13 protein-coding genes are annotated in these 13,899 nt (G+C 37.0%); 10 read left to right on the top strand and 3 right to left on the bottom strand.

Annotated features, from left to right (window positions below):
- Positions 1–117: 117 nt before the first annotated feature.
- On the top strand, positions 118–1,524 hold the full coding sequence (gene lpdA, locus LB450_RS10445; protein WP_224488273.1) for a dihydrolipoyl dehydrogenase: 1,407 nt from the start codon (positions 118–120) through the stop codon (positions 1,522–1,524).
- A 198-nt stretch (positions 1,525–1,722) separates the two neighbouring features.
- Positions 1,723–2,424, top strand: coding sequence for a DUF429 domain-containing protein (locus LB450_RS10440; protein WP_224488272.1), 702 nt, complete (start codon positions 1,723–1,725; stop codon positions 2,422–2,424).
- 152 nt (positions 2,425–2,576) lie between these two features.
- Here the strand turns inward: LB450_RS10440 and LB450_RS10435 are convergent, their stop codons facing one another.
- Positions 2,577–3,215, bottom strand: a complete 639-nt coding sequence (locus LB450_RS10435) for a MarC family protein (protein ID WP_224488270.1) — start codon at positions 3,213–3,215, stop codon at positions 2,577–2,579.
- Between the two features lie 219 nt (positions 3,216–3,434).
- Between LB450_RS10435 and LB450_RS10430 the strand changes: the two genes are divergently transcribed.
- The 6 genes from LB450_RS10430 (at position 3,435) to LB450_RS10405 (ending at position 10,413) form a co-directional block, all read left to right on the top strand.
- Complete coding sequence (locus LB450_RS10430) at positions 3,435–4,883, top strand: glyceraldehyde-3-phosphate dehydrogenase (RefSeq protein ID WP_224488268.1); 1,449 nt, start codon at positions 3,435–3,437, stop codon at positions 4,881–4,883.
- Positions 4,884–4,974: 91 nt separating this feature from the next.
- Positions 4,975–5,586: a hypothetical protein gene (locus tag LB450_RS10425; RefSeq protein ID WP_224488267.1), complete on the top strand. Its 612-nt coding sequence runs from the start codon at positions 4,975–4,977 to the stop codon at positions 5,584–5,586.
- A complete protein-coding gene (locus LB450_RS10420; protein WP_224488265.1) occupies positions 5,586–6,884 on the top strand; it encodes an MFS transporter in 1,299 nt (432 codons plus the stop codon). Before LB450_RS10425 ends, LB450_RS10420 begins: the two co-directional genes overlap by 1 nt.
- 1 nt (position 6,885) lies before the next feature.
- Entirely contained in the window at positions 6,886–7,563 is a 678-nt protein-coding gene (trmD, locus tag LB450_RS10415; RefSeq protein ID WP_224488263.1) for a tRNA (guanosine(37)-N1)-methyltransferase TrmD, read from the top strand.
- A gap of 107 nt (positions 7,564–7,670) precedes the next feature.
- Complete coding sequence (gene rplS / locus LB450_RS10410; protein ID WP_164004839.1) at positions 7,671–8,021, top strand: 50S ribosomal protein L19; 351 nt, start codon at positions 7,671–7,673, stop codon at positions 8,019–8,021.
- 163 nt (positions 8,022–8,184) lie between these two features.
- Positions 8,185–10,413: an NADP-dependent isocitrate dehydrogenase gene (locus tag LB450_RS10405; protein ID WP_224488261.1), complete on the top strand. Its 2,229-nt coding sequence runs from the start codon at positions 8,185–8,187 to the stop codon at positions 10,411–10,413.
- Positions 10,414–10,540: 127 nt separating this feature from the next.
- Here LB450_RS10405 and LB450_RS10400 read toward each other — a convergent pair whose 3' ends face one another.
- A complete protein-coding gene (locus tag LB450_RS10400; protein WP_224488260.1) occupies positions 10,541–10,801 on the bottom strand; it encodes a type B 50S ribosomal protein L31 in 261 nt (86 codons plus the stop codon).
- A gap of 98 nt (positions 10,802–10,899) precedes the next feature.
- A complete protein-coding gene (gene lpxK, locus LB450_RS10395; protein WP_224488257.1) occupies positions 10,900–11,898 on the bottom strand; it encodes a tetraacyldisaccharide 4'-kinase in 999 nt (332 codons plus the stop codon).
- Between the two features lie 48 nt (positions 11,899–11,946).
- On the opposite strand from lpxK, the gene LB450_RS10390 reads away from it, so the two are divergent.
- A complete protein-coding gene (locus LB450_RS10390; RefSeq protein WP_224488256.1) occupies positions 11,947–13,041 on the top strand; it encodes a Nif3-like dinuclear metal center hexameric protein in 1,095 nt (364 codons plus the stop codon).
- A 2-nt stretch (positions 13,042–13,043) separates the two neighbouring features.
- The gene (locus tag LB450_RS10385) at positions 13,044–13,826 is read left to right on the top strand and encodes a zinc ribbon domain-containing protein (protein WP_224488247.1); all 783 of its coding nucleotides are present in this window, start codon (positions 13,044–13,046) and stop codon (positions 13,824–13,826) included.
- Positions 13,827–13,899: the final 73 nt, after the last annotated feature.

Raw genomic sequence — 13,899 nt, 5'->3', positions numbered from 1 at the left:
AAAACAACAAGTAGAAATCCTCCAGGAATTTAACAAGGTTTTGGAGCGATTCAATTGCCCTTTATGACAGAAGGTGTAAATTTGTAATACTTTATTTAAGAAACTAAAATTCGTTTTATGAACACATATGATGTAGCCGTAATCGGCTCTGGACCTGGAGGCTATGTAGCAGCCATACGTTGCGCACAACTAGGATTAAAAACTGTTATAATTGAAAAATACGCCACCAAAGGCGGAACCTGCCTTAATGTAGGCTGCATACCATCCAAAGCTTTACTTGATTCCTCTCATCATTACGAGGATGCTATTAAGCATTTTGAAGAACATGGTATCGATATTTCAGGAGACGTAAAAGTCAACTTAGAAAATATGATGAAACGCAAGTCTGGCGTGGTAGAACAAACTACAAAAGGCATCGATTTCCTCATGGATAAAAACGATATTGAGTCGCTCCAGGGTGTTGGTTCTTTCAAAGACAAAACGCACATCATCGTTACAGACAGCGATGGTAAGGAAACCGAAATTGAGGCTAAAAACACCATCATTGCCACTGGAAGTAAGCCTTCGAGCTTACCTTTTATAGACATCGATAAAGAACGAATCATCACTTCTACCGAGGCGCTTTCTCTAAAAGAAATTCCAAAACACCTTATCATGATAGGTGGCGGGGTAATTGGTCTTGAGCTAGGTCAGGTTTACAAAAGACTAGGCGCAGAAGTCACCGTTATAGAATTTATGGACCGCATCATTCCAGGCATGGACAAAGACCAGAGCAAGGAATTGATGAAAGCCATGAAAAAGCAAAAAGCCAAATTTAAGCTTTCTCATAAAGTAAAATCTGTTGAGCGAAAAGGTGATGAAGTCATTGTAAAAGCAGATGATAAAGATGGAAAAGAAATTGAATTTAAGGGAGATTACTGCCTGGTTTCTGTAGGACGTCGACCATATACAGAGGGTTTGAATGCAGATAAAGCCGGCGTTGAAATCAATGACAAAGGCAAAGTAGTCGTCAATAAAAAGTTACAAACCTCTACAGAAAATATTTATGCTATCGGAGATGTAATTGAAGGTGCTATGCTTGCTCACAAAGCCGAGGAAGAAGGTACATTTGTAGCCGAAGTCATTTCGGGACAAAAACCACATATCGATTACAACCTTATACCAAACGTGGTTTACACCTGGCCGGAAGTAGCTTCCGTTGGAAAAAATGAAAATCAACTGAAGGACGAAAACATCGAATTTAATACTGGTAAGTTCCCTATGCGTGCGCTGGGAAGAGCTAGAGCAAGTGGAGATGTGGATGGATTTGTGAAAATCTTTTCAGATAAGAAAACAGATGAGGTTCTCGGTGTACATATGGTAGGTGCTCGAGTGGCCGACCTTATCGCCGAAGCGGTTACGGCTATGGAGTTCCGTGCTAGTGCCGAGGATATCGCACGGATGAGTCACGCTCACCCAACCTACGCCGAGGCTGTGAAAGAAGCTGCCCTTGCGGCAACTGGCGACAGAGCTTTACATATTTAAGCTTAAAAAATGAATTACAATCAAGCCGATATCCTCATGTATCGGCTTTTTTTATTTAGATTTTGACTAGGCTAACTCAAATGTTTAAGTTAGCTAGCTTCAAATAAAAACTAACTTATTGATACGTCCTGAGTTGCAGAAAGAATCAAAATTTTATTTATAATTTACTATTTTTAGTTCACCTAAAGCATTCAACACATGAAACTAGCTGGAATAGATTCCTGTCCGCTTGGCTGGATTGTCATTCTTCACGATGCTGAAGAATTCTCTTTTGAGGCGGTAAAATCGATTGATGAATTGATGAAAACACATCCAGATCTTCGAAGAGTTTTAATCGATATTCCTATTGGTTTGTCTTCTGAAAATTTTACAAGAACCATCGAATCCAAATTGAGGAAAGAGCTTGGAAACCGGTCTTCTACCATATTCACTCCAGCTTGCCGTAAAGCCATTTATGCTGAAGATTATGATGAGGCCAGAAAGCTAAATAAAGACATTCTTGGAAAAAGCATTTCTATACAGAGCTACAACATTTCCAAAAAAATAAAAGAAGTAGATCAATTCCTGGAGATTAAAGCTAATGAACTGGAATTTTTTGAAAGTCATCCGGAAATCTGCTTTAAGTATTTAAACGAATCAGAAGTGATTCAAACAAAAAAATCAACCAAAGAAGGGTTTCTGGAACGCTTTCAATTGCTTCAAAAGCAGTACCCTCAGCTTAAAAAACTATATCAAAACATAACTGAAACCTTTCCAAAATCAAAAGTCAAACCAGACGATATTTTGGATGCGATGGTGCTTTGTGTGTCCAATTTAAAAGGCAATTCGTCTGAATTAAACGTTATTGAAGATGAACAACATACAGACGATAAAGGAATCTTTGTCAAAGTTGTCTATTGAATGCCCTCTAGCCCCCGAAGGGGGAACTACCTCCCTATAAGTCACTCCAGGGGAGGGAGAACGTATACTCTTCTCCTTTATTTATTAATTCCCTTCCCTCCCGATAGTCCCGAGAGCTATCGGGATCGGGAGGGAAGGGTTAGGGATGGGCTTTAACTCCGCGCTATAATATCTTGAAAAATAGGTTTGAAACCGCTCAGGAAGAATTCTATGGCGATTACCATAATGATAAGCCCCATCAATCTCATCAGGACGTTATTACCTGTCTGACCAAGAATTTTAATGATTTTACCTGCACTCAACAGAATAGTCAGGGTAATTCCCATCACCAGGATGATAGCGCCGATGAGAACCGCCTGCATTTCTACAGACTGGGCATCCTCCATCATAACGATGGCATTAGTAATAGCTCCTGGTCCACAAATCATCGGGATTGCCAATGGCGTAATGGAAATATCGTTGACATAAGTTTTAATTTCAGCCTCCTGGACTTTCACTTTCCCCAATCTGGCCTGCAGCATATCCATACCCATCAAGAAGAAGATAATCCCTCCTACCACTCTGAAGCTATTCACAGAAATACCAAAAAACTTAAATAAAATCTGACCTGTAAAAGCAAAGATGATGATGGTGACAAAAGAAGCTATAATAGCCTTTTTGGCAGTAGATTTTCGACTTTCTTTATCCAAATCTGAAGTCATGGTCATGAAAATAGGCATAACCCCAAGCGGATTGATAATAGTAAAGAAAGTGGTAAACGATAAAATTCCAAAAGAGATTAACTCTGTCATTTGAAGTAAAATAAGTTGGTTTTAAATTTTGCAAAAGTATTTTGAATTTTCTGATTTTCAATACATCCCTTAATAAAAATCACACTAAGTTTTTTTTAGAAAATCAATTATAAATTCAATTCTAGAGAAGAAAAAAATTCTAATTTTATCCTAAAAAACTACTTACGAAAACGATTGAGTTTAATACTTTTGCCAAAATTTTAAAAATTCTATTTCGCAATGAATCCATCTCAAGTGTATGAAAAGGAACTTTCCTTCCAGGCCGACAGACGTCGTGCTTCTGTAAAATTCATCAGCATCGTCAATGAACTTTGGTATGAAAAATCCATCGAACTCGTTTTATTCAGAAATTCACTTATCAACAAAAATGTAGGAGAAATTCTAAAACTTCACGAATACGCAGGAAAATTCGTAGATAAACCTATTTCTATTTTTGACTCTACTGAAGTAGCTGAAGGCATCAAAAATTTAAATCTCCCTCCATCAAAATTAGATATAGGAAAACTTACGTTTGAGTATTTACAAAACGGAAATAAGGATCAAAATGTGATGAGCTTTATCTCCAACAAACTCAAAGATGCTGAGAATTTCAACTCGATTACTCCAAAAGATGTTGTGCTTTACGGGTTTGGTAGAATTGGTCGCCTTATCGCCAGAGAATTGATGGCCAAAACAGGCAAAGGCAATCAGTTGAGATTGAGAGCCATCGTAACCAGAGGAGAAATCACTCAGGATGTTTTAGAGAAAAGAGCCTCATTGTTAAAAAATGATTCTATTCACGCTGACTTCAATGGAACAGTTCAAATTGATGTGGAGAATTCTGCCTTAATCATAAACGACACCACCGTCAAGATAATTTCTGCCAACAAGCCGGAAGATATTGATTATACGGTTTATGGCATCGATAAAGCTTTAATTATAGATAATACCGGAGCTTTCAGAGACAAAGAAGCGTTAAGCAGGCATTTGAAATCCAAGGGGAGTGAAAAAGTTTTACTAACAGCCCCAGGAAAAGGCATTCCCAACATTGTTCACGGGGTAAACCACAAAAATCATGACATCCATAAAGACTCCATTTTTTCTGCAGCCTCCTGCACTACAAATGCCATTACTCCTATTCTTAAGGCTGTTGAAGACAATTTCGGTGTGGAACACGGACATCTCGAAACTATTCATGCTTACACCAATGATCAAAATCTGGTAGACAACATGCATAGCAAATACAGAAGAGGCCGTGCTGCTGCTCTCAATATGGTCATAACCGAAACCGGTGCCGGCAAAGCGGTAGCCAAAGCCCTTCCAAAACTTGAAGGAAAATTAACTTCCAATGCCATACGGGTTCCTGTTCCAAATGGCTCCTTGGCTATTCTGAATCTTAACCTTAAGACCAAAACAACAAAAGAAGAATTCAACGCCAAAATTAAAGAGGCTGCCCTTAGCGGTGATTTGGTAGAGCAAATCAAATATTCCATCGATAATGAACTCGTTTCTTCAGATATTGTCGGGGTTTCGGCCCCTGCCATTTTTGACAGTCATGCAACCATTGCAGATGAAAGCACAAACTCTGTTGTACTATACATTTGGTACGATAATGAGTTTGGCTATAGCCACCAAGTGATACGACTGGCTAAATATATCTCCAACGTAAGGCGATTTACTTACTACTAAACAATAAAAATCCTTAAGAAATTAAGGATTTTATTTTTTTAAATTGATTCGTATTAAAAGCATTTTAGATACTTTTGCGAAAATTACTTATATGAGACCATTACATTTTGTTCTAGTTGCTTTATTATTTACAAGTTTAGGCTTTTCACAGGATGTTTCTGAAGAAGAGCAAGCGAAAACACCAACAGCTATTGAAAATCTCAAATCTGTCGTTGAAGAATCCAACAATTATCAACAGTATAAAGTAGTTGAAAAAGTAAGTATTAATGCTGCTATTGAAAAGATTTCAACAGAATTTGATCTTTTGACAACTGAAATTTCAGTATTGAAGGATAGTATTCAGTCCCAGGAGCAACAAATACAATCTCTGAAAAAGGAAGTTTCAGAATTAAATACTCAACTTACAAATCTTCAAAATCAGAAAGACGAAATCCAATTTTTCGGGACGTCTTTAACCAAATCTCTGTATAATACCGTAGCCTGGTCCATTGTCGTAGTTTTAGTAGCCCTTCTTTTATTCTTGCTGTTCAAATTCAATAGAAGTAATTTACTGACCAAAGAAGCAAGACAGAATTTGAAAAATCTTGATGCTGACTATGAAAACTACAAACGTATTGCTCTAGAAAAACAACAAAAATTAGGAAGACAGCTCCAAGACGAAAAGAATAAAAATCAAAAATTCAACAAGGGGAACACCAAGTAATGTCGAAGACAGAGGAATTTTATGATTTTCTGACAGAAGATGCGGAAACAAGAGCATGTGCATCGATCCCAGATTCTGAATGCACCAAAGTCCCTAAAAACTTCACCTTAAATATTTTTAACGGTAGCCTGACCAAACTCGCTGAGAAATTGATTAGCCCGGGACTTACTTTACCCTGGATCTTAAGTTTTCTTGGAGCTCCAGTTTTCCTCATTGGTATGTTGGTCCCTATAAAAGACGTAGGGTCGCTGCTGCCCCAGCTGTTTGTTAGTGGTCAACTAAGAAAAAAAGAAAAAAGAAAACCTTATTGGGTTGGTGCTGGGCTTACGCAGGGAATCTGTTTATTAGTTTCAGCGATTCTGTTAGCCATCATCGAAAATCAAATTCTAGTAAGTTATGCACTAGTTTTACTGCTGCTTATTTTCAGTATTGCTTCAGGAGTAGGCTCTGTTAGCTTTAAGGATGTAACGGGGAAAACAGTTCCTAAAGGCGAAAGAGGACAAATGTTGAGTTATAGATCTACTTTTGGAGGAGCTTTAGCCTTAATCGCTGGAGGTGTGTTGGTATTTTTCCTTAAAGGTGAAGACAGCAAATGGCTCTATGTAAGTCTATTTGCCATAGCTTCTATACTTTGGATGGCTGCAGCTGTTATTTTCTCTGCTATCGAAGAAGAACCAGGGTCTACAGAAGGTGGGAGAAGCCCAATTCAAGAATTTAGAACCGGAGCCTCCCTTTTGAGAAAAGACACTTCTTACAGAAACTTCATCATCACCAGAGCATTACTGATGGCGATACCTCTTCTTAACCCATTTTTTATTTTAGTGGCAAAAGATGCAAGTCAGGATAATTGGAATTATTTAGGCTTCATCATCATTATTGGCAGTTTAGCACAAATCGTAAGTAGTCCCTTTTGGGGAAGACTGGCAGATAAATCCAGTCTTAAACTTATGAGAATTTCTGCCGGCCTTTCCATACTGAGTATACTTTATGCCTTGGTATTTGTTTATTTTGATTCTGATTTTCTCAATTTTTATTATTTCATGCCTGTTCTGTTCATCAATGGGGTTGCTTACGCAGGAGCCAGATTAAGCCGAAAAACGTACATTATAGATTACGCACCAGATAACGAAAGACCCACTTACGTTTCTGTTGCCAATACCCTTATAGGTCTGTTTACAATGGTCGCTGCAAGTTTTGGGCTGATAGCAGAATATTTTGGGCTTGCTTACCAGTTTTGGTTTTTTCTCTTGCTTTTGGCAGGCTGTATAATGTTGAGCTTCACACTTAAAAAAGTTTAAAATGAGAATTGATATCATTACCGTTGTTCCCGATTTATTAAAAAGCCCTTTTGAAGCATCCATACTCAAAAGAGCTATTGAAAAGGGGTTAGTTGAAATCCATTTACATAACCTTAGAGATTATACAACGTCCAGCTACAAACAAATTGATGACTATCAATATGGTGGTGGCGCAGGAATGGTTATGATGGTAGAGCCTATCGATAAATGTATTTCCAAACTAAAGTCTGAACGAGATTACGATGAAGTTATTTACTTAACTCCAGATGGCGATGTTCTTAATCAAAGTATGGCTAATTCATTGTCCTTAAAAGGAAATCTAATTATGCTTTGCGGTCATTACAAAGGAGTAGACCAAAGAGTGAGAGAAATGTTCATTACCAAGGAAATATCCATCGGGGATTATGTCCTTTCCGGAGGTGAACTGGCTGCTGCTGTTTTATCTGATTCTATCATCAGGTTAATTCCTGGCGTTCTCGGAAATGAGACTTCAGCACTCACAGATGCCTTTCAGGACAACATGTTATCCCCTCCTATTTATACTAGACCAGCAGAGTACAAAGGCTATGAAGTTCCGAAGATTTTATTAAGTGGCCATCAACAGAAAGTGGATGACTGGAGAGATGAAAAGGCCTTACAAAGAACTAAAGACAGGCGACCCGATTTATTGGAAGATTAGAAATAATCGCTTGCATAATTGTATTTTTTGTTTACTTTTGCAATCGCTAAATCAACCTCTGACGAGATGCGTGAATGTTGGTTTGGATAACAGAAAACTAAAATAAAATGGATTTAGTAAAGTTTGTTCAAGACGAATTTGTAGAAAAGAAAGATTTTCCAAAATTTTCTTCTGGTGATACTATCACAGTTTACTACGAAATTAAAGAAGGCCAGAAAACACGTACACAGTTCTTTAAAGGTGTTGTGATACAAGTAAAAGGTTCTGGTGCTTCCAAAACTTTTACCATTCGTAAAATGAGTGGTACAGTAGGAGTTGAAAAGATTTTTCCAATCAACATGCCTGCAATTCAAAAAATTGAAATTAATAAAAGAGGTAGCGTTAGACGTGCCAGAATTTATTACTTCAGAAACCTTACAGGTAAAAAAGCAAGAATTAAGGAAAAAAGAACTAATTAAGTTTGATTTTCTAAAGTATAAAAAACCTTCTTTCAATTTTGAGAGAAGGTTTTTTGCTTTTAACAGGTTTATAACCTAGCTGATAAGGTTTTTAGAAGGTTAATCTTTATATTTGAAGGGTTCAATTTTATATAATTTATTCAAAAAAAATAAACAACTACATATGGGAGATCATAGTACTAAAATTATTTACACCAAAACGGATGAAGCACCTGCTTTAGCGACATATTCATTCTTACCTATTGTGAGAAGATTTACTGAAACTGCTGATATAAAAATAACTTCGAAAGATATATCTCTGGCAGCAAGAATACTTTCCAATTTTGATGATTATCTCACTGATGATCAGAAAGTAGAGGATAATTTAGCTTATTTAGGTAAACTGGCTAAAACACCAGAAGCAAACATCATCAAACTTCCAAACATAAGTGCTTCTGTTCCACAATTGACAGCTGCTATAAAAGAATTACAAGACAAAGGATATAAGGTTCCGGATTATCCAGAAAGTCCTAAAAATAGCGATGAAGAAAAAGTACAGAAAAGATACGCAAAAGTTCTTGGTAGTGCTGTAAATCCTGTATTAAGGGAAGGAAACTCCGATCGTCGTGTCGCGCAACCTGTAAAGGAATACGCACAAGATCATCCTCACAAGCTCGCGGAATGGAGCGATGATTCGAAATCTCACGTGTCTGCAATGTCTGAAGGTGATTTTTACGGAAGTGAGAAGTCTGTAGTTTTACAACAGGAAGACGATGTCAAAATTGTTCATGTGGATAAAGATGGAAAAAGCATTGTTCTAAAGGAGTCTACTCCTTTAGAAAAAGATGAAGTAATTGACGCTTCTGTAATGAATGCCAAGGCTTTAAGAACGTTCTTAACTGACGAAATTAAGGATGCAAAAGAAAAAAATGTCCTTTTTTCTATCCACCTCAAAGCTACAATGATGAAAGTATCAGACCCTGTCATTTTTGGCCATGCAGTCACTGTCTTCTTTGAAGAGGTATTCAATAAATATGAAGCTGAGTTCAAAGAAATAGGTGTAGATCCAACAAATGGTCTTGGCGATGTTTATAATAAAATATCTCAACTTCCTGAAGAGAAGTCTAAAGCAATTTTGAGCGATCTCGAAGCTATTTACGAGAAAAAAGCAGATTTGGCTATGGTAGATTCTTCTAAAGGAATCACCAACTTACACGTTCCTAGTGATGTCATTATTGATGCCTCTATGCCAGCCGCTTTGAAATCTGGCGGGAAAATGTGGAATAAAAATGATAAAACTCAGGACATGAAAGCAGTGATTCCAGACAGAAGCTATGCTGGAATTTACCAACAGGTTATTGAGTTTTGTCAAAAACATGGTGCCTTTGATGTCACCACAATGGGTAATGTGTCCAATGTAGGTTTAATGGCTAAAAAGGCTGAAGAATATGGCTCTCATGACAAGACTTTTATCATTCCAAAAGAAGGACGTGTTGATGTTTTGAACGCTGAAGGACATGCTTTACTATCTCATGAAGTCGAGGAAGGAGACATTTGGAGAATGTGCCAGACCAAAGACTTACCTATTAAAGACTGGGTAGGACTTGCCGTAAAAAGAGCCAAAAATACTGGTCAGCCTGCAATTTTCTGGCTTGATGAAAATAGAGCTCATGATACCAATCTTATTAAAAAGGTAAAAACATATCTCGAAGATTACGATTTATCAGGATTGGATATTCAAATCATGAATCCAAAAGAAGCTATGCAATATACACTTGAAAGAGTGAAAGCTGGTAAAGACACGATTTCCGTGACGGGTAATGTATTAAGAGATTACTTAACCGACCTCTTCCCTATTTTGGAATTGGGAACCAGTGCCAAAATGCTTTCTATTGTTCCACTTCTTGCAGGTGGCGGATTGTATGAGACCGGAGCTGGAGGTTCTGCTCCAAAACATGTGCAGCAATTTGTAAAAGAAGGTCACCTCAGATGGGATTCTTTAGGTGAGTTCCTTGCATTAGCCGTATCTATTGAAGATATAGCCGATAAAACTAACAATGAACGAGCAAAAGTTATTGCTAAAACATTAAATAAGGCTAACAGTCAATATTTGAAGAATGACAAGTCGCCTTCCAGAAAAGTAAATGAAATCGATAACAGGGGTACACACTTCTACCTGGCACTTTACTGGGCTAAAGCACTTGCTGAACAAAATGAAGATAGTGTTCTGAAATCTGAATTTGAAAAAGTAGCTAACTATCTTGAAGAGAATGAAGGCAAAATCAATGAGGAGCTTCTTAAAGCCCAAGGAAATCCACAGGACATCAAAGGATACTTCTTTCCAGACGAAGACATAGTGACTCAAAGAATGCGTCCTAGTGCAACATTAAACTCTATTATTGATAGAAAATAGTAGTGTATTTTACTAAAGTTAAAAGCCTTGAGTATTCATCTCAAGGCTTTTTTATTGCTCAGAACAAAAGTTTAGACATAAAAAAGCCTTCACAATGGAAGGCTTTGTATTTAAAATAGCGTTAAGCTTATTTTTCTTCTTTCTTGAATTTTTTGTATTTGTTTTTGAACTTATCGATTCGTCCAGCACTATCCACAAGCTTGGTTTTACCTGTGTAGAAAGGATGAGAAGTTCTTGAAATCTCAAGCTTTATCAAAGGATATTCACTTCCATCTAATTCGATGGTTTCTTTAGTTTGAGCCGTAGACTTTGTTAAAAATACATCTTCGTTAGACATATCTTTAAATGCTACTAATCTATAATTTTCTGGATGTATTCCTTTTTTCATCGTAACGTCTTTACTAATTTATTTCAGGTTGCAAATTTAACCAAAAGATTATATTACACAAACAAATAATTGATTTATTAAAACAATATTTTACTGCGTCAGAATAAAGCTTCTTCTAAATAAGTCTTAAGAAATTCTGGCTGATTCAAAATTTGAGTTTCAATAGGTACATAAAACAATTGATCTGTTTTCAACTTTGATTTCAATCTCATGAAATCCTTTTGCGTGGTCAGTAACTTAGGTTTCTTCTGAAGCAGCTCTAAATCACTTTCAGAAAATTCATGATGATCTGAGAACTGAATATGTTCAAAGTTTTTATCTAACAACTTCAGATGGCTCAATAACGGTTCTGGGTTGGCAATACCAGTGACAAGCGTGAAATCATTGAAGCTAGCTAACTTTTCACGTTCAGTCTTGCTGATAACAAAATCAGAATAAAGAATAGCAGAAAACAGAAGGTGTTGATAAGGTTTTGGTTTGAGCTGATGTCTTAAATTGTTCTGCTCACCTTTAGAAAGTGTTGCCGGACATTTGGTAACGATAATCAATTGAGCTCGTCTGGCTCCGGTTTGAAACTCTCTAAGATTTCCTGTTGGCAGAATGAAATCCCGAGTATAAAGATCGTTGTAAGTCGTTAAAAGGATAGACAGGCTTGGTTTCACCTTTCTATGTTGAAAAGCATCGTCAAGCAAAATTAAATCTAGTTGTGGGTGTTTTTTAAGTAATTCTGAAATTCCTCTTTGCCTATTAGCATCTACAGCCACAGTAATTTCTGGAAAATTGATTTTGAATTGAAGTGGTTCATCCCCTACTTCGGATGAGGTATAATGAGATTGAACTTCAAGAAATCCATCTGTCGTTCGCTTATACCCGCGGCTTAAGGTTGCGAGTTGGTATTTGTCTTTTAAGGTCCTCACCAATAACTCTATCATAGGTGATTTACCGGTCCCACCAGTACTCAGGTTGCCAACGCAAATGACTGGAAGAGGGTAAGCCTTGGATTGAAGGAGATTTGTATTGTAAAGAAAATTACGCATGGACATGATACAGCCGTATAAGACTGAAAAAGGAAAGAGTAAATATCTTAATAATTTCATGACTGCGAAATTATAATTTTTAAATTTAGAGTTTAAAATAAATTTCTGATGATTGTAAACGATTTTATTGAAGCTATTGAAGAACTTTCGCCTTCTTATTATGCTGAAGATTTTGATAATACCGGCTTACTTATAGGTAAAAAGAGCATGGAGGTGACTGGTGCATTGATAACTCTGGATGCACTGGAAGCTGTTGTGGATGAAGCTATTGATAATAATTGTAACCTGATAATTAGCTTTCATCCTATCATTTTTTCTGGTCTCAAAAAACTGAACCAAAAAACCTATGTTGAACGCGTGGTCCATAAGGCCATAAAACACGATATCGCCGTTTATGCAATGCACACCGCACTAGATAATGTCTCCAACGGCGTCAACGGTATGATTTGCGAAAAATTGGGACTGAAAAACACCTCGGTTCTAATTCCTAAATCCAAAACCATTAAAAAACTAACGACTTATGTGCCAAAAGCAAATGCAGAGAAAGTGAGAAACGCTTTGTTTGAAGCTGGTGGTGGCAGTATTGGCAATTATGACTTATGCAGTTTTAACGCTAAAGGCATTGGCACCTTCAATGGAAATGAAAAGTCCAATCCTACCATTGGCGAGCCGGGAAAAACACAGTTTGAAAAAGAGATCCAAATCCATATGACGTTTTCCTCCCACTTACAATCCAGAATATTAAAAGCGCTTTTTGAAAGTCATCCTTATGAAGAAGTAGCTTATGAAGTAGAAACTTTAGAAAATAAGGATCAGCACAGAGGGATTGGAATGCTAGGAGAATTGGCTATACCTTTGGGAATTACCGAAACTTTATCACTTATAAAAGAAGTTTTCAAAACAAAAGTGATAAGACATTCTCAACTCAACGATCAACCGATTAAACGCATTGCGGTACTCGGTGGGAGTGGAGCATTTGCGATTGAAAATGCAAAAGCAGCAAAAGCTGACCTCTATATTACAGCCGATTTGAAATATCACGACTTCTATAAAGCTGAAGATCAGATCATTTTAGCAGATATAGGACATTATGAAAGCGAGCAGTATACAAAAGATTTAATACATGCTTATCTTACGAAAAAATTCCCTAATTTTGCACTCGTTTTATCTAATATTAATACCAATCCGATTCAATACTATTGATTATGGCAAAGAAAAAAGAGGTTACCGTAGAGCAGAAATTAAGAGCTCTATACGATTTACAACTAATAGACTCACGTATTGACGAAATAAGAAATATGCGAGGTGAACTACCTCTTGAAGTTGAAGATTTGGAAGATGAAGTTGCAGGACTCACCAAAAGAATTGAAAAGTTAGAATCTGACCTGAAGGTAACGGAAGAGAAGATAAAAGAGAAAAAACAGTTCATAGTGGATGCTGAAGCTATGATCAAAAAATATAAAGGTCAGCAGGACAACGTTAGAAATAACAGAGAGTTTGATGCTTTAACCAAGGAAATCGAATTCCAGGAACTGGAAATCGAATTGGCTCAAAAACACATTAGAGAATACAGTGCACAAATAGAGCACAAAACGACTGTCATAGAAGAGACCAAAGAAAAGTTAGCTGAAAGACAAAATCACCTAGACCACAAGAAGTCCGAGCTTGACAATATTTTAAAAGAAACTGAAAAAGAAGAAACAGCTTTAACTGAAAAGTCAGACAAATTCAAAAAAGACATTGAAGAGCGTCTGGTAAAAGCTTACACCAGAATACGTAACAATGTGAAGAACGGTATGGCCGTTGTAACAATTGAGCGTGGTGCTTCCGGAGGTTCATTTTTTACTATACCACCACAGGTTCAGGTGGAGATTGCTGCAAGACGTAAAGTCATCATCGATGAGCACAGTGGAAGAATTCTTGTAGATCAGGAACTGGCAAGAGAAGAAGAAGAAAAAATGGAGAAGATGTTTACTAAACTGTCGTAAACCTCTTTATCACTTTACATAAAAAGCTCGAGGTTCTCTTCGAGCTTTTTTTGTGTTTAAAATTTAACTTGAC

Source organism: Psychroflexus curvus (genome assembly GCF_020164585.1).
Lineage (GTDB): Bacteria > Bacteroidota > Bacteroidia > Flavobacteriales > Flavobacteriaceae > Psychroflexus > Psychroflexus curvus.
Note: the sequence above shows the minus strand (reverse complement) of the source record. Positions and strands in the feature narration are given on the sequence as shown.

Excerpts from the sequence above, each read along its gene's own strand:
- LB450_RS10420 (WP_224488265.1), top strand. The coding sequence starts at position 5,586 with ATGTCGAAGACAGAGGAATTTTATGATTTTCTGACAGAAGATGCGGAA.
- LB450_RS10425 (WP_224488267.1), top strand. The coding sequence starts at position 4,975 with ATGAGACCATTACATTTTGTTCTAGTTGCTTTATTATTTACAAGTTTA.
- lpxK (WP_224488257.1), bottom strand. The coding sequence starts at position 11,898 with ATGAAATTATTAAGATATTTACTCTTTCCTTTTTCAGTCTTATACGGC.
- trmD (WP_224488263.1), top strand. The coding sequence starts at position 6,886 with ATGAGAATTGATATCATTACCGTTGTTCCCGATTTATTAAAAAGCCCT.
- LB450_RS10435 (WP_224488270.1), bottom strand. The coding sequence starts at position 3,215 with ATGACAGAGTTAATCTCTTTTGGAATTTTATCGTTTACCACTTTCTTT.
- LB450_RS10400 (WP_224488260.1), bottom strand. The coding sequence starts at position 10,801 with ATGAAAAAAGGAATACATCCAGAAAATTATAGATTAGTAGCATTTAAA.
- LB450_RS10385 (WP_224488247.1), top strand. The coding sequence starts at position 13,044 with ATGGCAAAGAAAAAAGAGGTTACCGTAGAGCAGAAATTAAGAGCTCTA.
- lpdA (WP_224488273.1), top strand. The coding sequence starts at position 118 with ATGAACACATATGATGTAGCCGTAATCGGCTCTGGACCTGGAGGCTAT.
- LB450_RS10440 (WP_224488272.1), top strand. The coding sequence starts at position 1,723 with ATGAAACTAGCTGGAATAGATTCCTGTCCGCTTGGCTGGATTGTCATT.
- LB450_RS10430 (WP_224488268.1), top strand. The coding sequence starts at position 3,435 with ATGAATCCATCTCAAGTGTATGAAAAGGAACTTTCCTTCCAGGCCGAC.
- LB450_RS10390 (WP_224488256.1), top strand. The coding sequence starts at position 11,947 with ATGATTGTAAACGATTTTATTGAAGCTATTGAAGAACTTTCGCCTTCT.
- rplS (WP_164004839.1), top strand. The coding sequence starts at position 7,671 with ATGGATTTAGTAAAGTTTGTTCAAGACGAATTTGTAGAAAAGAAAGAT.
- LB450_RS10405 (WP_224488261.1), top strand. The coding sequence starts at position 8,185 with ATGGGAGATCATAGTACTAAAATTATTTACACCAAAACGGATGAAGCA.